We start from the raw sequence: 21586 nt of genomic DNA, 5'->3' as shown, positions 1-21586 counted from the left end.
GCGAGCCCGCCCCCTCACGCACCAGAAAGACACTCCGCGATGACGCACACCCCGGTCCAGTTCCCCGAAGGCTTCCTGTGGGGCGCCTCCACCGCCGCCCACCAGATCGAGGGCAACAACACCAACAGCGACTGGTGGGTCAAGGAGCACTCCGCCGGCACCAACATCCAGGAGCCCAGCCTGGACGCGTGCGACAGCTACCACCGCTGGGACGAGGACATGGACCTCCTGGCCTCCCTCGGCTTCACCGACTACCGGTTCTCCATCGAGTGGGCGCGCATCGAGCCGGCCGAGGGCCACTTCTCCCGCGCCGAACTGGCCCACTACCGCCGCATGGTGGAAGGCGCCGTCGCCCGCGGCCTGCGCCCGATGATCACCCTGCACCACTTCACCGTGCCGCAGTGGTTCGAGGCGCGCGGCGGCTGGACGGCCGAGGGTGCCGTCGAGCTGTTCGCCCGGTACGTCTCCGCCTGCGCCCCGGTCATCGCCTCGGACGTCAGCCACGTCTGCACCATCAACGAGCCGAACATGATCGCCGTGATGGCGGGACTCGCCAAGCGCGGCGAGATCGGCTTCCCGCCGGCCGGTCTGCCCTTCCCCGACGAGGACACCACCGTCGCCGTCGTCGCCGCGCACCACGCGGCCGTGAAGGAGGTCCGCGCGATCGACCCGGCGATCAAGGTCGGCTGGTCCGTCGCCAACCAGGTCTACCAGGCCGAGCCGGGCGCCGAGGCCGTCACCGCCGCGTACCGCCAGCCCCGCGAGGACGTCTTCATCGAGGCCTCGCGCGGCGACGACTGGATCGGCGTGCAGTCCTACACCCGTACGAAGATCGGCACCGACGGCCCGATCCCGGCGCCCGCCGACGTCGAGCGCACCCTCACCCAGTGGGAGTACTACCCCAGCGCGGTCGGCCACGCGCTGCGCCACACCGCCGAGCTGGTCGGCCCCGACGTCGCGCTGATCGTGACCGAGAACGGCATCGCCACCGACGACGACACCCGCCGCGCCGACTACTACGCCGGTGCGCTGAACGAGGTCGCCGCCGGTCTGGAGGACGGCCTCAACATCCAGGGCTACCTGGCGTGGAGCGCGCTCGACAACTACGAGTGGGGCTCGTTCAAGCCGACCTTCGGCCTGATCGCCGTGGACCTGGAGACCTTCGAGCGCACCGCCCGCGACTCCGCGAAGTGGCTGGGCTCGCTGGGCCGCACCCGCGAACTCCCGCGCCTCGCGGGCTGATCCCGGCACCGGCGGCCCACTGGCGCCGCCGCCCCTGAACAGGGGAGTTCCTGACCGGCTCCCCACCCGGTGCGGACGACGGTCCTGACCCGCCGCCGGCCTCCACCGAACCACGCCCCGGCGCGGCCGAAGCCCACACTCCGGCCGCGCCGTCGGCATGTCCGCCACGCGCCGCCGGGGTTGCCCGCGCTTGGGGCGGCGGTTCGGTACGGGCAGGCGCGCCTACAGCCATCCCCCGCACACTCCCGGGCGGGTTGCCCTACCCGCCTGCGCTCAGGGCCCCTCGGCCCAGTACCGACGGAGCCGGTCCACCGCCTCTTCCTTGGTGAGCCCGGCCACCGTCTCCTCCGCCAGACCGGCCCGGTGGATCAGCAAGTACACCAGCTCGGCAGGCAGAGCTTCCTTCGGCATTGCCGGGACTCCCCGGTCCGGGAGTCGGCCGTCAAGCACGCAGTCCCAGAATTCGTCCTCGGAGACGTCAAGCTGATCGCGAAGGATGTGCTCCCACATCCCCGCGCCATGGACCGTGCGGTCCACCGGATGGGAGATCCTCGTGCGCAGGACCCGCGCGTCGTGCAGCGTCAGTTCGTAGGTGAGGTGATGCGTACCCGTAGGCCCGCGCGCATCGCGAACCCGCTCCCACTTCTCGACCACACAGAATTTCTCATGGCGCTCACGGTCCGGCTGCGGCCGGTTCACCGGCCCCGTCCGACCAGCCAGGCGGCAAGCTGCTGGTCGTCACTCAGACCGATCAGCTGCACCAGACCCCAGTCGTCACGGTGATTGGGTGCAGTACTCAGTCGATCCTGCCAGTCCTCGGCGTACTCACGCAGAGCGTCGACCATTTCATTGATGGCCTCGTCGAAGGTCGCTCCGTCCGCCGCTACCGGGAGCCCCGGAATGAAGATCGACCAGCCTCCGGCCTCCGCGATGGTCTGCGCCTTCCTCGGGCAGACCAATGACAGATGGTGACGGAGTCGCTCGGCATCGACCACGGCGGCCCGGCCGGAATCCCGGCGGACTGTCGCCACTCGACCCTCGCCTGCCGCATCGAGGAGATCCTTGAAGTGCGTGCGCGCTTCCGTGTAGCTCTCGTAGTGCACTGCGGACACGTAGCCCTCCTCCAGCTTCCTCACCAGAATGACGCCACCCGTCACGTACGTCACGTACTCACCCCTGTGGACCGCCCCGCTCGCGCCGGCCCCTCCCAGGCCCGGCGCCCCGCCGGATGCTCGGGTCGCGGGGGCCGAAACCTGGCCATAGCCTCCTGGATGTGACGCCTCCCGCGAGTCGAATCCGCAGCTCCCGGCCCTGCCGGGCCCTGCTCGGCGTGCTGTTCGCGGCCTGCTGGCTGGCCGCCGGGACCACCGCCCCCGCGTGGGCCGACAACCCCGTCACGCTCTCCAGGGACGGGCAGATCACCGACCGGAGCGGGGCGCTCGGGGACCGTACCGGGGAGGTGGAGGCGGCTCTCGACCGGCTCTTCGACGAGCGGCGGGTGCAGCTCTTCGTCGTGTACGTGCGCGACTTCTCCGGCCGCTCCTCGCAGAGCTGGGCCGACGAGACCGCCACCCGTAACGGCCTGGGCCAGGACGACGTGCTGCTGGCGGTCGCGACCCACGACCGGCAGTACGCGTACTCCGTGGACGAGGCGTCCCGGCTCACCGACGCGCAGCTGCGGGACGTGGCGAGCACCGCCATCGTGCCGGCGCTGCGGGTCAACGACTGGGCGGGAGCGGCGATCGGCGCGGCGAACGGTTACACGGCGGTGCTCGCGGACCAGCCGGTGCCCTCCCCCTCGCTCTCCCCCGGCCCGGCCGACCCCGGTTCGAGCGGTTCGGGCGGTACGGACGCCGGGGACTTCCTGCTTCCCGCGGTCCTGCTCGTCGCGGTGCTCCTGGTCGCGGTGTATGCCTTCTCCCGGCGCAAGCGGCGCGCCCGGAGCCGCACGACGCCTGCCGCCACCGGCTGGGGCCCGGGGGCTCCCGGGGCGGCGGCGCCCGCCGAACCGCCGGTCCCGCTGCCCGAGCTGGACGCCCGCGCCAAGGAGTTGCTGGTCGACACGGACGACGCGGTCCGCACCAGCGAGGAGGAACTCGGCTTCGCTTCGGCCCAGTTCGGCGAAGAGGCGGCGGCCCCGTTCGCCGCTGCGGTGACACGTGCCAAGGGTGAGCTGACCGCGTCCTTCCGGCTCCGTCAGCAACTCGACGACGCGATCCCGGAGGACGAGCCGACCCAGCGCCGGATGCTGGCGGAGATCATCAGCCGCTGCACCGCGGCCGACGAGCAACTCGACGCGGTGTCGGCCGACTTCGACCGGCTGCGGGCCCTGGAGCAGAACGCCCCGCAGGCACTGGCGGAGGTGGAGGCGACCTTCCGCGACCTCGCCGGCCGCACCGCGACGGCGAGTTCGACGCTGGACGCGATGCGCGTCCGGTACGCGCCGTCGGCCGCCGCCCCCGTCGCGGGCGATGTCGAACAGGCCAAGGAGCGGCTGGTCTTCGCCACCTCCACGCTCAACCAGGCCCGCCAGGCGGTGGACGGCGGCGACAACGCGCGGGCCGCCGTGTTCGTACGGGCGGCGGAGAGCGCGGTACGCCAGGCCGCCACCCTGGTCGACGCCGTGGAGCGGCGGGCCACCGAGCTGGACGAGGCGGCGTCCCGCATCCCGGCCGCGCTCACCGAGATGGAGACGGACCTCGCGGACGCGCGCGGGCTGCTGCGGGGTACCGCGCAGGGCGTGTCCACGGCCGATCTCCAGGGGCGGATCGGCCGGGCGGAGGCGGTGCTGGAGGACGTACGCGGTGAGGTGGCGGCCGGAGCGTACGACCCGATCGACGCGCTGCGCAGGCTGGAGGAGACGGACGCGGCGCTGGACGAGTCGCTGGCGGGGGCCCGCGAGCGGGACCAGGGCAACACCCGGGCCCGTCCGCTGCTGGACCAGGCGATGCTGACCGCGCGCTCCGCGATCTCGGCCGCCGCCGACTACATCACCACCCACCGGGGCGCGGTCGGCAGCACGGCCCGTACCCGGCTCGCGGAGGCCCAGCGCCACGCGGAGCAGGCCGGGCAGTTGGCGGCGGGCGGCGATCCGCAGCGCGCCCTCGCCGAGGCGCAGCGCGCCGACGCGCTCGCCGGGCAGGCCCAGGCCCTCGCCGAACAGGACGTACGCGCCTTCGACAGCCGGTCCGGTCCGGGCGGGACGCGGGGCGGTGGCGGCGGTATGGGCGGAGCGGTCCTGGGCGGCATCCTCCTCGGCGGAATGCTCGGCGGCGGGCGGGGCGGGCGCGGGTTCGGCGGCGGGTTCGGCGGTGGCGGCGGGTTCGGAGGCGGCGGCTTCGGCGGCGCCGGGCCCGGCAGCTTCGGCGGCGGGGGGACGCGGGGCCGCAGAGGCGGCGGTGGCCGCTTCTGACCGGCGGCCCGCGCCCGGTGGCGCCGGTGCGCGGCAGCCCCGGTCCCGTACTCCCGCACTACCTGCACCACCGGCACCGCCTGCACCACCTGCACCGCACGTCCCACCGCACCGCCCGTCCCACTCCAGGAGAGAAGCTCCCATGTCGAAGCAGACGATTCTCGGCCGGGTCACCCAGCTCGCGAAGGCCAACATCAACGCGCTCATCGATCAGGCCGAGGACCCGCAGAAGATGCTGGACCAGCTGATCCGCGACTACACCAACAACATCGCGGAGGCCGAGCAGGCGGTCGCCGCCACCATCGGCAATCTGCGGCTGATGGAGCAGGACCACGCGGAGGACGTGGCGGCGGCGAAGGAGTGGGGCGGCAAGGCACTCGCGGCCAGCCGGAAGGCGGACGAGCTGCGGGCCGCCGGCTCGGTGGCGGAGGCGGACAAGTTCGACAACCTCGCGAAGGTCGCCCTGGGCCGTCAGGTCCAGTCGGAGAAGGAGGCGCGGACGGCCGAGCCGACCATCGCCTCGCAGACCGAGGTGGTGGACAAGCTCAAGTCGGGGCTCGACCAGATGAAGGCGAAGCTCGGCGAGTTGAAGGCGAAGCGGGACGAGCTGGTGGCCCGCGCCAAGTCCGCGCAGGCCCAGAACAGGATGATGGACGCGGTGAAGTCCATCGACGTACTCGACCCGACCAGCGAGCTGAACCGCTTCGAGGACAAGGTCCGGCGCGAGGAGGCGAAGGCGGTGGGCAAGCAGGAGCTGGCCGCGTCCTCGCTCGACGCGCAGTTCGAGCAGCTCGACAGCATGGGCGACAGCGCGGAGGTCGAGGCGCGCCTCGCCGCGCTGAAGTCGCCCTCCTGACACGCCCGGCGGACCGCGCGCGAGACGGAACGACCGCAGGGGACGGGACGGAACGGCCGCAGGGGACGGGACGGAACGGCCGCAGGGGACACGCGGGAAAAGGGGCGGGACGGGCGCGATGAACCGCCCGTCCCGCCCCTTTCGTCCCTCGCGTTCCTCGTGTCAGTACGTGCCTAGTACATGCTGAGCAGCTGTTCGACCGAGAGCTCGGCGGCCGGCTGCCCGTCCGGCAGGGCGAGTTCGAACCAGACGGTCTTGCCGCGCGGGGTGCGCCGGGATCCCCAGGCCGCGCTGAGCAGCCCGACGAGCTGGAGCCCCCGGCCGCCCTCGTCGGTGTCGCGGGCCCGGCGGCGGCGCGGCTGGACGAGGCCGGCGTCCCAGACCTCGCACACCAGGGTGCGGTCGCGCAGCAGCCGGAGCCGGATCTCGCCCTCGCCGTAGCGCAGCGCGTTGGTGACGAGCTCACTGACCAGGAGTTCGGTGGTGTCCACCAGGTCGTCGAGGTTCCACTCGGTGAGCCGCCGGCGGGCCAGTTCGCGGGCCCGGCCGACCGAACGCGGCTCCCGGGGCAGCGTCCAGTCGCCGACCGCTTCTTCGGGCAGCCCCTGGATACGGGCCATCAGCAGGGCGATGTCGTCCTCGCCGTGCCGGGTGTCCAGGGCGGCCAGCACGTGGTCGCAGGCCGCCTCCAGCCGCATCCGGGGTCCGGTGAGGGCGGTACGGAGCGCTTCGAGGCCCTCGTCCAGCGGGTGGTCCCTCGACTCCACGAGGCCGTCCGTGTAGAGGGTGAGCAGGGAACCCTCGGCGAGCTCGACCACCACCTCCTCGAAGGGCTCGCCGCCGACGCCGAGGGGCATCCCCGGCGGTACGTCGAGGAGCCGGGCCTCCTGGCCGGGTTCGACGACCGCGGGCGGCAGATGGCCCGCGTTGGCGAAGGTGCAGCGCCGGGTGACCGGGTCGTAGACCGCGTACACGCAGGTCGCGAGGTACACCTCGGAGAGGTCGGCCTCGCGGGACTTCTGGAGGGCGCGGGAGGGCCACTGGGTGCCCCCGCCCTCGGGCCGGTCGCCGCCACCGGGGGTGCCGAGGCCGCGGGCGACCTCGTCCAGCGCGGAGAGCACCTCGGCGGGTTCCAGGTCCAGCAGGGCGAGCGTCCTCACGGCGGTGCGGAGTTCGCCCATGGCGACGGCGGCGCGCAGCCCGCGCCCCATGACGTCGCCGACGACGAGTGCCGTGCGGTGTCCGGGCAGTTCGATGACGTCGAACCAGTCGCCGCCGACCTCGGTGGCCGCGTTGCCGGGGAGGTAACGGCAGGCGATGTCCAGGCCCGCCGCCTCGGGGGCGCCCGGCGGGAGCAGGCTGCGCTGGAGGATCAGCGCGCGTTCGTGCTCGCGGCGGTAGAGGCGGGCGTTGTCGATGCAGACGGCGGCGCGGGCGGCCAGCTCGCCGGCCAGGTCCCGGTCGCGTTCGCCGAAGGGCTCACTGCCCTTCGTACGGGAGAAGCGGACGAGGCCGACCACGGTGTCGTGGGCGACCATCGGCACCGCGAGCGTGGACCGGACGAACCCGAGACCGTCGCCGGGTGCCTCGTGGACGCGCCCGGTGCGCAGCGCGGTGGCGCAGGCGGAGGCGTGCGGGTAGCGGTGTACGGCTCCGAGGGCGGGCTCCTCCGCGTCCGCACCGGTCCGGGCGGCCGGGGGTTCGCCGGCCGGGGGTTCGCCGGACCGCGCGGACGGCACCTGCGCGGCCGGCGGTGCGGGTACGTGGGGGTGGGCGTCGGAGACCGCGCTGGCCTGGGCGACCCGGCGCAGTTCCGGCGAGGCCGACCCGGGCTCGGCCGCGGGGCCACCCGCGGGCGGGGCCTCCGCGCCGGTGAGCACGGCGGGGAAGAGATCGACGGTGGCGAGGTCGCAGAAGCCGGGTACGGCCACATCGAGCAGTTCGCGAGCGGTGGTCTCCAGGTCGAGGGAGTTGCCGATGCGGGCACTGGCCTCGTTGAGCAGCCGGAGATTGCGCCGGGCGCTGGCCGCCTCGCGAGCGGCGATGTGCCGGCTGGTGACGTCGGTGGCGAGTCCGGCGACACCGGTGGGCCGCCCCGATCCGCTGTGGACCCGGTAGAGGTTCATGGACCAGTGGCGGCGGTCGGTGTCGCCGGGAACCGTGCCGATGAGCCGGAGGTCGGTGACGGAATCACCGGTCTCCAGCACCCGCTTCAGGGTCTCGGTCAGCCGGTCGGCCTCGGGGCGGGTCAGATAGTCCTCGGCCCGGCGCCCCCGGTGGTCGGCGGCCATGCCGCCGAAGACGGTGGCGAATCGTTCGTTCGCACGGACCACGGAGAGGTCCTTGCCGAACAGGACGAACCCGAAGGGGGATTGGCCGAAAATTGCCTGCGAAGCGGCGAGGTCCGTCTCGATGGCGCGCAGCGCCCGTACGTCCACCACGATGCAGAGCGCCGCCCGCTGCCCGGTGGGCGTCACGCTGGGCATGACGTAGACCTCGGCCAGCCCGCGTACGGCCTGTTCGCCGGGTATCCGGAACGGGACGAGGCCCGTCCATTCCTTGCCGTCCAGGATCTCGCGGATCTGCCGGTGCCCCCCGCGCCGCAGCTCGGGAGGCATGAATGCCTCCACGGGATCGCGGCCGATCACCTCGTGCGGGCCCATGCCGAAGAGATCGGCGGCCCTTCCGCTCCACTGCTCGATCAGGCCGTCCGGGCCGATCGAGAAGGAGGCGACCCTGATGTACTCGTACATCGAGCCAGGCGGGCTGCTCTGCCACACGATCTCGCCCGCAGTCCCAGGTATCTCGCTCACGCGACCGTCCCCTCCAGCTCACACACCGGACCGGTCCTGTGCGCAGTATTCAGCACTACGACCACTCCCGGCACGGCGTTCACGATCACAGCAAGGTCTCAGTCCTTCTCGTCGGCGGCCCCGACCTCAGGTGATCGCTGTGCGTCCCCCTCCACTCCTAACCAGACAGAGGCAGCTCGAACCACACCGTCTTGCCACTCTTTCCTGTGCGGGTTCCCCAGCGGTGTGCGGAACAGGCCACCAGCTGGAGTCCGCGGCCGCCTTCGTCGTCGGGGCCGGCCGTGCGCCGGGTGGGGAGATCCGGAAGCGGATCGGAGACTTCCACCAGCAGACCGTGCCCGTCCGCAGCGGCGTCGGGCGCGTCCGCGGGGGTGCCGCCGGGTCTGGCCAGGCGCACCCCGATGGGGCCGGTGGCGTGGCGGAGCGAGTTGGTCACCAGCTCGCTGACGAGGAGCACCGTGAGATCGATGACCGGCGGGCCCAGGTCCCAGGCCCGCAGCGTCTCGCGGACCGCGTTCCGCGCGCCGCGCACGGAGCCCGGCTCCGCCGGGAAGGACCACTCGGCGCTGCCGCCTTCGGTATCGATCACGCCGATCACTTCCCGGGGCCGACAGCGGATGCGTCACGCGAGGGTCAACATGGATGTACCCGACATACCCGCGATAAGTGATGAATTACCACTGATCGCGCCCAATAGGTCGTACGGGTGCACGGGGCACCGTTTCGGCCCGCCGCGGGAAGGAGCCCGGCCCGGCGGCTCAGGCCAGCACACCGGCCGCGTGGAGGTCGTCGAAGAGCACTTGGTCGACCGGGGCGACGAGCGGCCGGTCCGCGTAGGTGAACCAGGCCACCTCGTCGATCTCGTTGCTCGCCACCGGGGTGCCCTCGCAGTCGCCGTAGTAGCAGCTCATCCGCACCACCACGCCGTCCGCGTGCCCGTGCGCCTGCGCCTCGTAGACGCCCGCGTGCACGACGGTCGCCGGGTCGAGGGTCACCGCCAGCTCCTCCTCGACCTCGCGCAGCAGGGTCTGGAGGTCGCTCTCCCCCGCCTCACGTTTGCCGCCGGGGATGTAGAAGACGTCCTTCCCCTTCGACCGCGCGCAGAGAATCCTGCCGCTCTCCACTCGTACCCACGCCACCGTGTCGATCAGGGCCGGCATCGCTCCGCCTTCGTTCCCCGGCCTGGCTGTCAGGCCGGTCAGGCCGGACCTTACCTTCGCGCGGCGGCACGTTCCGAGCCCGGGGGCGCACGCCGGCGCGGATGCGTGAGGGCCGCGCGCCGAGCCGCCGCGGCACCGACGGGGGTACGACGACGGCCGGGCACCCCCTGGTCAGGGAGGGTGTCCGGCCGTCGGGACGCGGGTCGTTCAGGGGCGGGCGGTCTCACCCGCGCGTTCGACCCAGTAGAGCTGCTGGTGCTCCCTGGTGTCGAACCCGTCGGCGACCTTCTGCGCCTCTTCCTGCGTGGCGTATCGGCCGACGCGGTACGTACTGCCGTTGATGTCCTGCCGTATCACCAGCCACGGGAGGACAGCTGCGCTGTCACTCATCGTGCTCCTCCCGAGCATGCTGCCCCTCTCCCCACCGGTCTGCACATCTCATAGGACGATCCCCAGGAAATCGCTGTGCGCATATGCCGGAGCGTACGCCTGACCTTCACTCAGCGAATGCGGAATCACACAAAGGGATACGGAACCGGCCATACACGGGGCGCATCCGTCCGGATGCGCCCCCACAGCGGAGAACGGGACCCTACCGCGCCGGGCGGAGGCCTCTCACACCAGCCGCGAGCCCCCTCCGGCGGCCGCTGCGGAACCGGCCGGCGGCACCGTGGGCAGCGGCATCAGCACCGGTCCGGCGGCGGGCGCCTTCCGGCAGACGTCGCCGCAGGTGGCGTCCAGCGAGCAGCAGAGCGAGCAGACGGGACCCGCGTGGGCGGGGCAGTCGGCGATGTCCGGCAGCTCGTACGCCGTGTCGCAGACCGCGCAGGTGTGGGTGGCGGTGATGTCATCGACCACCACGTCCGGCCCGTTCACCGGATTGGGCCGGGCCAGGTAGTACTTGCCCCTCGTCGCCCAGGCGATGAGCGGGCAGAGGGTCACCGCGAGCCCGGCGGCGATGAAGGTCGAGAAGGCTTCCGCGTAATCACCGAAGAGGCCGAAAAATGCCAGGATCGAGACGGTCGAGGCGATCACCATGGAACCGAACCCGGCCGGGTTCACCGCGTAGAGGTACGCGCGCTTGAACTCGATGTACGGCGGGCTGAGCCCGATCCGCTTGTTGATGACCAGGTCGGCGGCGACGGCGGCGATCCAGGCGATGCCGACGTTGGAGTAGAACCCCAGCAGCTTGTTGAGGGCCGCGAACATGTTCATCTCCATCAGCGTCAGCGCGATGGCGAGGTTGAGGAAGATGTACCAGACCCGGCCGGGGTGCCGGTGGGTGACGCGGGAGAAGAAGTTCGACCAGGAGAGCGAGCCGCTGTAGGCGTTCGTCACGTTGATCTTGACCTGGGAGACGATGACGAAGATCGCCGCGGCCGGCAGGGCGAATCCGCCGAGCCACGGCTTCAGCGCCTCGATCTGCGGGGCGATCGGCTCCAGCGCGTGCGTCTTGCCGACCGCCTCCAGCGCGACGAAGGCGAGGAACGCGCCGCCGAGCTGCTTGGCGGCGCCGATGATCACCCAGCCGGGCCCGGCGGCCAGCACCGCGAGGTTCCAGCGGCGCTTGTTCCCCTCGGTCTTCGCCGGCATGAAGCGCAGATAGTCCGCCTGCTCGCCGATCTGCGCGATCAGCGAGAGCGCCACCCCCGTACCCAGACCGAACCCGAGCCAGTGGAAGCCCGCACCGGCCCCCTCCGTACCGCCGAAGGAACTGAACGAGCCCCAGGCGTCCGGGGCTTCGAAGGCGAGCACCAGGAACGGCAGGATCATGCCGATGATCCAGACCGGCTGGGTCCACGCCTGCACCTTGGCGAGCGCGCCCATGCCCCGGAACACGATCGGGATCACGATCAGCGTGGTGAGGAGATAGCCGAGCTGGACCGGGAGCCCGATCGCCTGGTGCATGGCCTGCGCCATGATCGAGCCTTCGAGCGCGAAGAAGATGAACGTGAACGACGCGTAGATGAGCGAGGTCAGCGTCGAGCCGAAGTAGCCGAAGCCCGCGCCCCGGGTGACCAGGTCCATGTCCAGGCCGTACTTCGCGCAGGCCCGGGCGATGGGGATGCCGGTGACGAAGATGATCGTGGCGGCGGTCAGGATCGACGCGAAACCGCTGGTGAAGCCGTAGGTGAAGACGATCGACGCGCCGATCGCGAAGTCCGCGAGGTAGGCGATGCCGCCGAGCGCGGTACCCGCGACCGTCCCGGGCGACCAGCGGCGGAAGGAGTGCGGGGCATAGCGCAGCGAGTAGTCCTCGCGGCTCTCGTCGGCGGCGAGCGCCGCGTAGCTGCGGGCCGGCCCGTCGGGGCCGGCGCCCCCGGACGGCCGGCGGTCGGGCTGCGGCGGGGACTGCGTCGTCCCGGCCGTGGTGGGCGGTGCGATGTCCGTCATGGGGGTCCCGTCCCTCGGTCCGTCGGTGCGGCAACGGAGAGGAAGGTAGGAGCTGAACATGACAAGCCGCAGGCCGCGGGCATTGCCCCGGCGTTACGGCGGCCGACGGGGGGTTACGTCTGCGTCTCCCGCCTCGGACACACCGCACCGCCCAGCGGTCGGCCGCCCGCGACGGCTCGCGTCGCGGGCGGTAACGGGCCGACCGGCGGCGTGTGCGCGGGACCGGTCGGCGGCTCCTCGGCAGGCGGTCCGGCGGACCGGTCGGCGGCTCACGGGCGGGCGGTCCGGCGGCTACTTGACGGGCAGGTGGTAGGCGACGCGGTAGCGGTCGGCGGGGACGACCACGTCGGCGGTCTCGACCGCCTGCCCGCCCGCGTAGTAGGTGCGCGCGATGACCATGACCACGTGGCCCGGCACCCCGCCGAGGTCGCCGAGTTCGTCGGCGAGGCCCGGGCGGGCGCCGACCTCCTCGGTCACGTTGTCCACCACGATGTCGATCGCCGCCATGCGGTCGACCACCCCGCAGCCGCCCAGCGGCCCTTCCTCGGGGAGCATCACCGGGGTCCGCCCGGTGACCGAGAGCGGCTCCCAGGAGGTCGAGAGCATCATCGGCTCGCCCGCGTCCCGGAAGACGTACCGGGTGCGCATCACCCGGTCCCCCGGCTGGATGCCGAGGCGCGCGGCGACCTCGGGGCCGGCCTCCTCCTGTTCGCTCCGTGACTCCCAGGTGCCGCGGACGCCCTCCGCGCTCTGCTCCTGGCGGAACGGGCTCGCCCCGATCCCCGGGCGGTAGCCCGATCTGGCGATCCTGCGCGGCACCGGTCGCGCCCGGACGTACGTGCCGGAGCCTGAGCGACCCTCCACCAGCCCCTCGGCCATGAGGACCTTCCGGGCCTCCAGAGCGACGGTGTCCGAGACGCCGTACTCCTCGCGGATGCGCGCCTGGGACGGCAGACGGGTATGGGGCGGCAGCGCACCCTTGACGATCTTCTCCCGCAGATCGCTCGCCACGCGCAGATAGGCGGGCTGCTCACCGAACGTCACTGGCCACTCCCAACAAGTTGACAGACCGCAACAGGGTCGCAACCGTGAGTGGCACAAGACAAGCAATGGCCAGAGTTTCACTCGAAGTGGTGATTCGGGGGTGCTCGACGCATACCGGGACTGCCATCACCACAGCTCTTCCGGCCGTTCTCTGCCCACTCGGCGCCCCCCGCAAGCCCCATGGGCCGCACGAAGTGACACGTGCCTCCCCTCGGAAGAGCCCCGGCGTACCCGGGCCCGTCGCCCGCGACGCCGTGTGCGGAACGTGCGCGGCCCCCGGACGGCACCGCCTCTTTCCGGCCGGGACGCCCCCGGGCCGCCCTCCAACCGGCTGGCAGGATGGCCCCATGCCCATGCCCGTGACCGCGCCCCTGCCCCCGCCGCTGCCGCCGTACCGCTGCCCGTTGGACGGGACCCGGGCCGAGGCCGCCGGCACCGGCTGGTGCTGCCCGCGGTGCGGCGGTCCCTGGGACCTCGACTTCACCCCCTCGGGGCCGCTCGACCGGGACGCCCTCGCCCGGCGCGTCAACTCCCTGTGGCGTTACCGGGAGGCGCTGCCGCTCGCGGACCCCGCCGTCTCACTCGGGGAGGGGCGTACCCCGCTGGTCGAGCTCACCGGCACCGTCTCGGCGAAGCTGGACCACCTCATGCCGACGCTCTCCTTCAAGGACCGGGGCGCGGTGATGCTGGCCGAACTCGCGCGCCGCCTCGGCCCGGCCCGGGTCGTCGCGGACAGCAGCGGCAACGCGGGCACCTCCGTCGCCGCCTACTGCGCCCGCGCCGGACTGCCCTGCACGGTGTACGTCCCCGAGGGCACCTCCACCAAGAAGACCGAGCAGATCCGGGCCCACGGCGCCCGGCTGGAGATCGTCCCCGGCGACCGGACGGCGACCGCGCTCGCGGCCCGCGCCGCCGCCGGCGAACCGGGCACCTTCTACGCCTCGCACGTCTTCAACCCGTACTTCCTGCACGGCACCAAGACGTACGTGTACGAACTCTGGGAGGACCTCGGCGGCCGGCTCCCGGACGCGCTGGCCGTACCGGTGGGCAACGGCACCCTGCTGCTCGGCGCCGCCCTCGCCACCGCCGAACTCCTCGCGCAGGGGCTCATCGAGCGGCGCCCCGCCCTGATCGCCGTCCAGGCCGAGGCGGTCTCCCCGCTCGCCGCCGCCTTCCGCGCCGGTGCGGCCTCCCTGCGGCATCCGGCGGCCCCGGCGCCGACGCTCGCCGAGGGCATCGCCATCGCGGACCCGCCGCGCGCGGCGCAGATCCTGGCCGCCGTACGCGAGTCCGGCGGCACCTTCCTCACCGTGACGGAGGACGAACTCCGCGAGGCCCAGCGGGACCTGGCCCGCCGCGGGCTCTACGCGGAGACGACGGCGGCGGCCTGCTGGGCGGCGGTCGGCGGGTGGACGGAGGGCAGCATCGTGGTCCCGGTGTGCGGGGCGGGGCTCAAGACGGGGATGGCCGCGTGACCGGCTCTCAGTCGCCCACCCAGTAGGTGTCGTGCTTGATGAAGAACTCCGCCCGCTCCTCCTCGGACCAGTGGACGGCTTCCGCCACCTTCTCGAAGTACTCCTCGCGCGGCGCTCCCGGCGCGAAGAGCAGGAGCATCGAGGCGTCCGCGTCGGAGTCGTTGCGGAAGCCGTGCAGTCCGCCCTGCGGGACGTGGACGAAGTCGCCCTCGCCGGCGTCGGTCCAGCGCTCCCCGTCGTAGATCCGCACAGTCCCGCCGAGGACGAAGAAGGACTCGGAGATCGCCCGGTGGAAATGGGTGGCGGGGCCGCCCGCCCGGGGCGTCATGTCCACCCGGTAGAGGCCGAACGCGCCTTGTGTGGCGGTGCCCTTGGCGAGGTAGTGGGTGCGGTTGCCGTTGGGGGCGGCCAGTTCGGCGGCGGTTCCCGCCGGCCGGTAGGTGGCGTTGATGACGCCCTGGCCGTCCGTGTACCGCGGCTCCGGATACGACATGTGTCCACGTCCTGTCTCCGTCGTCCGCCCCGGAACCGGTTACCGGGAGCGGCTGCTGCTCCATCCGGCGGGCGGCCCTTCGGCCGTCCGCCTGCCGTGCGGGAGTTCAGCCGCGCCGCACCGGAAGTACGCCCGTCGCGTCCCTATGTTCGTCCGGGTGAGACATGCGCGCACCCCCCTCGCCGGCTGCCTGACCACCGCCCTGCTGACCATGATCGTAATGCCGGGCCAGGCGTCCGCCCACACCCCCGGCGCTTCCCCGGCCCCGCCCTCCTGCTCGGCGTCACGGACTCCGGATCCCGCTGCGGGTGCGCGTTCCGACGGTCCGTGGGAGCTGATCTCGGACCGCTTCGGCGGGGCCGAGGGGTACGACCCGTACGTCGGCAACGGTTACCTCGGCCACCGCGTCCCGCCGGCCGGGGCCGGGTACGCGGTCCGCCCGGAGAAGACCGGCTGGCCGCTCTACACCCCGCGCTACGACGGGGCGTTCGTCACCGGCCTGTACGGGGCCGAGCCCGGCACCACCGAGGGGCGCGAGGTGCTCGCGGCGCTGCCGAGCTGGACCCCGCTCGACGTCCGCGTCGGCGGTGAGACCTTCGGCGCGGACACTCCGCCCGGCCGGGTCTCGCGCTACCGCCAGACCCTCTTCCTCGCCTGCGGCCTCGTCCGCACCTCGCTGCGGTGGACCTCGGCGGACGGCAGGGCGACCGACCTGGTGTACGAGGTGCTGACGGATCGCTCGGACGTCCACGCCGGGGCCGTACGGCTGACGCTGACGCCCCGGTGGACCGGCACGGCGGCGGTCACCGGACGGCTCGACGCGCGCGGCGCGCGCCGGATGACGGTGGCGGACGACGGGACCTTCCGCACGCACGGCACCGGGGTCGACGGGGCGGTCGTCCAGACCATGCGGCCGGGCCCGGCGCTCACCCGCGAGCTGCGGGTGCGTGCGGGACGGGCGTACACCGTCGAGAAGTACGTCGGCGTCGACACCGCCCTCACCTCCCGCGCCCCGCTCGCCTCGGCGCGCGCGGCCTCCCGGCGGGCCGCCGGACGCGGCTGGGCGCGGGTGCTGGCCGACAGCGCGGGCGCCTGGCGCCGGGACTGGTCCTCCGACGTGCTGGTGCCGGGCAGCCCGGACCTCCAGCGGTGGCTGCGGGCGGCCCAGTACGGGCTGCTGTCCGCCACCCGTCCCGGCGCCTCGGACAGCATCGCGCCGGCCGGTGCCACCAGCGACAACTACGCGGGCATGGTGTTCTGGGACGCCGAGACCTGGATGTACCCGGGGCTGCTGGCCACCCGCCCCGAGCTCGCCCGCACGGTCGTGGAGTACCGCTACCGCACCCGGGACGCGGCCCGCGCCAACGCGGAGAAACTCGGGTACGACGGGCTGTTCTACCCGTGGACCAGCGCGAGCCAGGGCCGGCTGGACTCCGAGTGCCAGAGCTGGGACCCGCCGCACTGCCTCACCCAGAACCACCTCCAGGGCGATGTGGCGCTCGCCGTGTGGCAGTACTGGCTGGCCACCGGCGACCGCACGTGGCTGGCGGAGCGCGGCTGGCCGCTGCTCTCCGGGATCGCCGACTTCTGGGCCTCCCGGGCCACCCCGAACGCGGACGGCAGCTGGTCGGTCGTGAACGTCGCAGGTCCCGACGAGTACAGCAACGGCGTCACCGACGGGGTCTTCACCAACGCGGTCGCGGCGACCGCCCTGCGCGAGGCCGTACGCGCCGCGGCGCTCCTCGGCCGCCCGGCCCCCGCCGCCTGGCAGCGGGTGGCGGACGGGTTGCGCATCCCGTACGACCCGGAGCGCCGGATCTACCTCCAGTACGCGGGGTACGACGGCTCGACCATCAAGCAGGCGGACACCGTGCTGCTGACGTACCCGCTGGAGTGGCCCATGGAGCCCGGTGCCGCAGCCGCGACCCTCAACTTCTACGCCGCCCGCACCGATCCGGACGGCCCGGCCATGACGGACTCGGTGCACGCGATCGACGCCGCCGCCATCGGGGAGCCGGGGTGCGCCGCGTACACCTACCTCCAGCGTTCCGTACGGCCGTTCATGCGCGGCCCGTTCGGGCTCTTCTCCGAGGCACGCGGCGCGAAGGCGGGCGCCGAGGACCCGCTGTCGGGCTTCCCCGCCGAGGACTTCCTCACCGGCAAGGGCGGATTCCTCCAGGTCTTCACCCACGGCCTGACCGGGCTGCGGCTCCGCGAGGACGGAATCCGGCTCGACCCCGTGCTGCCGCCCCAGCTGCGCGCGGGCGTCACCCTGAAGGGACTGCGGTACCGGGGACGTACCTACGACATCGCGCTCGGGCCCGCCACCACCACGGTGCGGCTGGTGTCGGGCGCGCCGTTCACCGTCGACACCCCGGCCGGGCCCCGGCGTCTGACCAGCACCCTGGTGCTGCCGACCCGCCGCCCCGATCTCATTCCCACCCTCCGCCCTGGTCCCGCTCCCACCCTCCGCACTGGTCCCGCTCCCACCGGCGACGTGGCCCGCTGCCGCCCGGCCTCGGCCGACTCCGAGGCGCCCGGGCTCTACGCCGAGGCGGCGGTGGACGGCTCCCCCGCCACCGCCTGGTCCCCGGACGGGGCCACCGGCACCCTGACGGTCCGGCTGGACCGGACACTGCGGATCACCTCGGTGGAACCGGTCTGGAGCGCCGTACCGCCCGCCGCCCACACCGTGGAGACCTCGGCCGACGGCCGCTCCTGGCACCCGTTCGTACCGGGCGCGCCGGCCCGGGAGGTCCGGGTGACGGTGGTCTCGGCGGACCCGGCACGGCCGGCGGGGATCGCGGAGCTGGGGGTGCGGTAGGAGCGGCACCCGGGGCTGCCGGGGCCACCGGAACGTGTGCGCTCCACGGGTCGAAGCCTGCCGCCGGTGCTGGGAGGATGGCCGACATGGACATCCGGCGCAGGAACAACGTCACCGTCACCGGCAACCCGCGGGGGCGCGTGGTGGTGCTGGCGCACGGTTTCGGGTGCGACCAGAACATGTGGCGCCTGACCGTGCCCGCTCTGGCCGAGAACTACCGGGTGGTGCTCTTCGACTACGTCGGGTCGGGCGGCTCCGACCTCTCGGAGTGGAGTGAGGAGCGCTACTCGTCCATGCGAGGGTACGCCCAGGACGTGGTGGAGGTCTGCGAGGAGCTGGATCTGGAGCGGGCGGTGTTCGTGGGGCACTCGGTCAGCGCCATGGTCGGGGTCCTGGCGGCGCGGGAGGCACCCGACCGGATCGGCGCGCTGGTGATGGTCACCCCCTCGCCCCGCTACATCGACGAGGACGGCTACCGGGGCGGCTTCAGCGCCGAGGACATCGACGAACTGCTGACCTCGCTGGAGCTGAACTATCTGGGCTGGTCCGCCACGATGGCACCGCTGATCATGGGCAATCCGGACCGGCCCTCTCTGGGCCAGGAACTGACCGACAGCTTCTGCGCGACCGACCCGGACATGGCGCGCGTCTTCGCCCGCACCACCTTCCTGTCCGACAGCCGCGCCGACCTGGCGGGCGTGACGGTGCCGACGCTGGTCCTGGAATGCGCCCAGGACATGATCGCCCCGCCGGAGGTCGGCGCGTACGTCCACCGCGCCGTTCCCGGTTCGGTCCTGGTCACCCTCGACGCGACCGGCCACTGCCCCCAGCTGTCGGCGCCCGACGCCACCAACGCCGCGATCACCGAGTTCCTGGCCGGCCTGGGATGACGGACCGAGCGGGGCCGGAACCGGACCCGTCCCGCGGCGCCGACGCGTTCGCGGCTCTCCTGGAGCCCAGCGCCGAGGAACTGTACGAGAGCGCCCCGTGCGGCTACCTGTCCACGCTGATGGACGGCACGGTCGCGAAAATCAACACCACGCTGCTGGACTGGGCCGGCCTCGCGCGGGAGGCGGTGGTGGGCCGGATGCGCTTCGTCGACCTGCTGACCGTCGGTGGCAGGCTGTACCACGAGACGCACTTCGCCCCGCTGCTGCGCATGCGGGGCCGGATCAGCGGCATAGCCCTCGACATCAGGCAGCCCGGCGGAGGCCGGATGCCGGTGCTCGTCTCGGCCGTGGTCAAGCACGACGCCTCCGGCGACCCGCTGCTGATCCGCATCACCGTCTTCGACGCCCGCGACCGCCGCGGCTACGAGGAAGAACTCCTGCGGGCACGCCGAGCCGCCGAGGAAGCCACCCGGCGCGCCCAGGCCGACCGCACCCGGCTGCAGGACGCCCTCGCCGTACTGCAGCAGGCGCTGCTGCCCGACACCCTGCCCCCGGTCCCCGGCATGGAGGCCGCCGCGCACTACCACACCGCCTCCCCCGACCGGCTCGGCGGCGACTTCTACGACGTCTTCCCCGTCGACGCCACCCGCTTCGCCTTCTTCCTCGGCGACGTGTGCGGCAAGGGCCCCCAGGCCGCCGCCGTCACCGCGCTGACCCGCCACACCCTGCGCGCCGCGGCCCTGCACGACCCCGATCCCGTATCGGCGCTCTCCACGCTCAACACGGTGCTGTACGAGCGCTACTCCGGCGGCCCGGACCCCCGCTACTGCACCGCCGTCTTCGGCGTACTCGAACCCGGCCCCGCAGCCGGCGAGGTCGACGTCCACCTCGCGTCGGGCGGTCACCCGCCGGCGCTGGTCCTGCGCGCCGACGGCCGCGCCGACTACCTGCCCACCCCCGGCGGCCTCCTGGTGGGTGTCCTGCCCACCGCGGACTTCGTCACCGCCGACACCCGGCTCGCCCCCGGCGACACCCTCCTGCTGTACACCGACGGCCTCACCGAGGCTCGTACCGGCCGCGACAGGTCCGCTCTCTACGGGGAGGAGGCACTCCGCGATTTCGCCCGGAGCCGGGCCGGCGACCCCGCCCCCGCCCTCGTCGCCGCTCTGACGGATCTGCTGGACAGCCTCGGCGAGGGCGTCTCCGACGACACCGCCCTGCTCGCCCTGGGCGTACCTGCCCCCGACGCCGGCGCGCCGCCCCGCACCTGAGACGTCGGGCCCCGTTCGGCCCAGGCCCCCACGCGTACGGATCTCCGGGGTGGTCGACTGGACCGGACTTTCGTACCGCGCTCGCAGAAGGGGCTCACCATGCCGATCGTCGTGGTCTTCGACCTCCCGGGAATGACCCAGGCGCACTACGAGAAGAGCCTGGAGCGGATGTCCGGCCGGTCCGGCCCCGTGACCAGCCCCTCCGACTGGCCGGTGACCGGCCTCCTCTCCCACACCGCCGCCCCCACCGACAACGGCTGGCTCGTGGTCGACGTCTGGGAGTCCCAGGAGGAGTTCGACCAGTTCGGCGAAACCATCCTGCCGATCCTGCGCGAGCTCGGCGTGCCCGACGCCAGGCCGAAGATCTATCCGCTGTTCAGCCAGATCGTCGGCTGAGGACGCCGGCGGTGTCGGTGATGCCGGTGGCACCGGTGTTGTCAGTGGCGGATGCTTCCATGACTCCATGAGCACCGTCCGCGAGACCGCAGCCCGCCTTCCCGACCCCGCCCAACTCCGCGCGCACCTGCGGGCGCTGGCCGTTCTGGACGCGACCATCGGCGACGATCCGCGCTTCAGCTGCTACACCTTCAACGCCCATTGGGGCCCGAAGGAGGAGGCGGCGCTGATGGACAACGGCTCGGGGGACGACTTCTCCGTCCTCTTCACCCCGGCCGGCACGCTCATACGCGGCTTCGACCACGAGTCGAGGATGAGCCCGTACGCCACGGAGGACGAGGAGGTCTGGCCCGGCGTCATCGACGAGGTGCCCGCCGCGTTGAGCCCGCTCCTGGACGAACCCGCCTTCTTCGACGAGGGCATCGACGTCCCCCGCGTCACCACCTGCCTGTGGTGGACGAACGGCGACACCGCGTGGCACTCCGGCTCGGCCGTCGACTTCCCGCCGGGCGTCGAGGACCCCGACGGATCCGCGTACCTCTTCCGTCTCCTCACCGACCGCACCCCCGAGGCCGTCCAGGCGTACTTCGAGGACTACTACGAGCGCCCCGTACCGCTGGACGCCGTCCGCCACGTCCTCGCCGGACACCCCCTCACCGCCGCCGTCGTCACGGCCCTCAACCCGGCCGCCCTCACGGACGAGGCGCTCCTGCGCAGGATCGCCGCACATCCCGAAGCCGCCTCCTACCTGGCCGGACACGGCGAGTTCGACCTGGAACGCACCGACCCTCACGAGCCGATCGCCCTGCCCAACGGCCTCCCCGTCGAGCCCGTGGCCGGCTGCAACGCCGGCGGTACCCACTACCTCTGCGGCCCGGCCGTCCCGGGCGCCCCGCGCCCCGTTCTCTACACCGACTCCGAGGGCCGGGCCTCGCTGATCGCCGAATCCCTCGCCGAGGCACTGACGCTCGCCATCGTCCTGCCCTCCTGGCACGACGCCCTGGCCGGTTTCCGCCCACCGGCCCTCGGCGCCGACCACCTCGCCGACCACCCGGACCACCCCGAGCTCCGCGACCGCCTCCTGGCCGCCCTCATCCTTCCCCCGACCACCGAACAGCAGGTCCTCGCCCGCCTCCTCACCACCGCAGCCCGCACGGCCCGTGACGGCTTCCTCCCGTACGTCCCCGACGACGAGGACTGCGAGTTCGACCCGATGTTCACCCCGGGCCCGCTCGACGACGTGGACACCGACGAGCCGATCCCCACGCGGGCCGCCCACTGAGGCCCCGGTCGGTGGGAGCCCCGGCGGCGACCGT

18 protein-coding genes are annotated in these 21586 nt (G+C 72.9%); 9 read left to right on the top strand and 9 right to left on the bottom strand.

Features of this window, described 5'->3' with window-relative positions:
• Positions 1–39: 39 nt before the first annotated feature.
• The gene (locus tag OHA55_RS21175; protein WP_266708611.1) at positions 40–1242 is read left to right on the top strand and encodes a glycoside hydrolase family 1 protein; all 1203 of its coding nucleotides are present in this window, start codon (positions 40–42) and stop codon (positions 1240–1242) included.
• A gap of 273 nt (positions 1243–1515) precedes the next feature.
• Here OHA55_RS21175 and OHA55_RS21170 read toward each other — a convergent pair whose 3' ends face one another.
• Both OHA55_RS21170 and OHA55_RS21165 read right to left on the bottom strand, forming a co-directional pair.
• A complete protein-coding gene (locus tag OHA55_RS21170) occupies positions 1516–1941 on the bottom strand; it encodes a cytotoxic translational repressor of toxin-antitoxin stability system (protein WP_266708610.1) in 426 nt (141 codons plus the stop codon).
• Positions 1938–2408: a prevent-host-death protein gene (locus tag OHA55_RS21165; protein WP_266708609.1), complete on the bottom strand. Its 471-nt coding sequence runs from the start codon at positions 2406–2408 to the stop codon at positions 1938–1940. Before OHA55_RS21165 ends, OHA55_RS21170 begins: the two co-directional genes overlap by 4 nt.
• A gap of 107 nt (positions 2409–2515) precedes the next feature.
• Between OHA55_RS21165 and OHA55_RS21160 the strand changes: the two genes are divergently transcribed.
• Both OHA55_RS21160 and OHA55_RS21155 read left to right on the top strand, forming a co-directional pair.
• Positions 2516–4654, top strand: coding sequence for a TPM domain-containing protein (locus OHA55_RS21160; protein WP_266708608.1), 2139 nt, complete (start codon positions 2516–2518; stop codon positions 4652–4654).
• 142 nt (positions 4655–4796) lie between these two features.
• Positions 4797–5510, top strand: coding sequence for a PspA/IM30 family protein (locus tag OHA55_RS21155; protein ID WP_266708607.1), 714 nt, complete (start codon positions 4797–4799; stop codon positions 5508–5510).
• A gap of 173 nt (positions 5511–5683) precedes the next feature.
• On the opposite strand, the gene OHA55_RS21150 is transcribed toward OHA55_RS21155, so the two are convergent.
• From OHA55_RS21150 to OHA55_RS21125, 6 genes are all read right to left on the bottom strand, one after another.
• Positions 5684–8290: a SpoIIE family protein phosphatase gene (locus tag OHA55_RS21150; RefSeq protein WP_266710867.1), complete on the bottom strand. Its 2607-nt coding sequence runs from the start codon at positions 8288–8290 to the stop codon at positions 5684–5686.
• A 190-nt stretch (positions 8291–8480) separates the two neighbouring features.
• Positions 8481–8921 carry an ATP-binding protein gene (locus tag OHA55_RS21145; protein WP_266708606.1) on the bottom strand — a complete coding sequence of 147 codons (441 nt, stop codon included), beginning with the start codon at positions 8919–8921 and terminating at the stop codon, positions 8481–8483.
• Between the two features lie 160 nt (positions 8922–9081).
• Positions 9082–9483: an NUDIX domain-containing protein gene (locus OHA55_RS21140; protein WP_266708605.1), complete on the bottom strand. Its 402-nt coding sequence runs from the start codon at positions 9481–9483 to the stop codon at positions 9082–9084.
• Between the two features lie 207 nt (positions 9484–9690).
• Positions 9691–9891, bottom strand: a complete 201-nt coding sequence (locus OHA55_RS21135) for an SPOR domain-containing protein (protein ID WP_266708603.1) — start codon at positions 9889–9891, stop codon at positions 9691–9693.
• Positions 9892–10098: 207 nt separating this feature from the next.
• Positions 10099–11877 (bottom strand): cytosine permease, encoded by a 1779-nt coding sequence (locus OHA55_RS21130; RefSeq protein ID WP_266708601.1) that lies wholly within the window; start codon positions 11875–11877, stop codon positions 10099–10101.
• A gap of 291 nt (positions 11878–12168) precedes the next feature.
• Positions 12169–12921 carry a GntR family transcriptional regulator gene (locus OHA55_RS21125; RefSeq protein ID WP_266708599.1) on the bottom strand — a complete coding sequence of 251 codons (753 nt, stop codon included), beginning with the start codon at positions 12919–12921 and terminating at the stop codon, positions 12169–12171.
• A gap of 347 nt (positions 12922–13268) precedes the next feature.
• Here OHA55_RS21125 and OHA55_RS21120 point away from each other — a divergent pair, with 347 nt between their 5' ends.
• Entirely contained in the window at positions 13269–14396 is a 1128-nt protein-coding gene (locus OHA55_RS21120) for a threonine synthase (RefSeq protein WP_266708597.1), read from the top strand.
• Between the two features lie 7 nt (positions 14397–14403).
• On the opposite strand, the gene OHA55_RS21115 is transcribed toward OHA55_RS21120, so the two are convergent.
• Positions 14404–14889 carry a cupin domain-containing protein gene (locus OHA55_RS21115; RefSeq protein WP_266708595.1) on the bottom strand — a complete coding sequence of 162 codons (486 nt, stop codon included), beginning with the start codon at positions 14887–14889 and terminating at the stop codon, positions 14404–14406.
• A gap of 145 nt (positions 14890–15034) precedes the next feature.
• On the opposite strand from OHA55_RS21115, the gene OHA55_RS21110 reads away from it, so the two are divergent.
• The 5 genes from OHA55_RS21110 (at position 15035) to OHA55_RS21090 (ending at position 21552) form a co-directional block, all read left to right on the top strand.
• The gene (locus OHA55_RS21110) at positions 15035–17713 is read left to right on the top strand and encodes a glycosyl hydrolase family 65 protein (RefSeq protein WP_266710865.1); all 2679 of its coding nucleotides are present in this window, start codon (positions 15035–15037) and stop codon (positions 17711–17713) included.
• Positions 17714–17799: 86 nt separating this feature from the next.
• A complete protein-coding gene (locus tag OHA55_RS21105) occupies positions 17800–18603 on the top strand; it encodes an alpha/beta fold hydrolase (protein ID WP_266708594.1) in 804 nt (267 codons plus the stop codon).
• Entirely contained in the window at positions 18600–19874 is a 1275-nt protein-coding gene (locus OHA55_RS21100; RefSeq protein WP_266708593.1) for a PP2C family protein-serine/threonine phosphatase, read from the top strand. The genes OHA55_RS21105 and OHA55_RS21100 overlap by 4 nt, the downstream gene beginning before the upstream one ends.
• A gap of 99 nt (positions 19875–19973) precedes the next feature.
• Entirely contained in the window at positions 19974–20270 is a 297-nt protein-coding gene (locus OHA55_RS21095; protein ID WP_266708592.1) for a hypothetical protein, read from the top strand.
• A gap of 67 nt (positions 20271–20337) precedes the next feature.
• Positions 20338–21552, top strand: a complete 1215-nt coding sequence (locus tag OHA55_RS21090; protein ID WP_266708590.1) for a hypothetical protein — start codon at positions 20338–20340, stop codon at positions 21550–21552.
• The last annotated feature ends 34 nt before the right edge of the window (positions 21553–21586 follow it).

The organism is Streptomyces sp. NBC_00102 (assembly GCF_026343115.1).
GTDB lineage: Bacteria > Actinomycetota > Actinomycetes > Streptomycetales > Streptomycetaceae > Streptomyces.
This window is presented reverse-complemented; position numbering and strand designations above follow the sequence as displayed.

Bases quoted from the DNA above. Each gene is read 5' to 3' on its own strand.
- OHA55_RS21175 (WP_266708611.1), top strand. From the start codon at position 40: ATGACGCACACCCCGGTCCAGTTCCCCGAAGGCTTCCTGTGGGGCGCC.
- OHA55_RS21155 (WP_266708607.1), top strand. From the start codon at position 4,797: ATGTCGAAGCAGACGATTCTCGGCCGGGTCACCCAGCTCGCGAAGGCC.
- OHA55_RS21140 (WP_266708605.1), bottom strand. From the start codon at position 9,483: ATGCCGGCCCTGATCGACACGGTGGCGTGGGTACGAGTGGAGAGCGGC.
- OHA55_RS21135 (WP_266708603.1), bottom strand. From the start codon at position 9,891: ATGCTCGGGAGGAGCACGATGAGTGACAGCGCAGCTGTCCTCCCGTGG.
- OHA55_RS21130 (WP_266708601.1), bottom strand. From the start codon at position 11,877: ATGACGGACATCGCACCGCCCACCACGGCCGGGACGACGCAGTCCCCG.
- OHA55_RS21120 (WP_266708597.1), top strand. From the start codon at position 13,269: ATGCCCATGCCCGTGACCGCGCCCCTGCCCCCGCCGCTGCCGCCGTAC.
- OHA55_RS21115 (WP_266708595.1), bottom strand. From the start codon at position 14,889: ATGTCGTATCCGGAGCCGCGGTACACGGACGGCCAGGGCGTCATCAAC.
- OHA55_RS21110 (WP_266710865.1), top strand. From the start codon at position 15,035: ATGTTCGTCCGGGTGAGACATGCGCGCACCCCCCTCGCCGGCTGCCTG.
- OHA55_RS21105 (WP_266708594.1), top strand. From the start codon at position 17,800: ATGGACATCCGGCGCAGGAACAACGTCACCGTCACCGGCAACCCGCGG.
- OHA55_RS21100 (WP_266708593.1), top strand. From the start codon at position 18,600: ATGACGGACCGAGCGGGGCCGGAACCGGACCCGTCCCGCGGCGCCGAC.
- OHA55_RS21095 (WP_266708592.1), top strand. From the start codon at position 19,974: ATGCCGATCGTCGTGGTCTTCGACCTCCCGGGAATGACCCAGGCGCAC.
- OHA55_RS21090 (WP_266708590.1), top strand. From the start codon at position 20,338: ATGAGCACCGTCCGCGAGACCGCAGCCCGCCTTCCCGACCCCGCCCAA.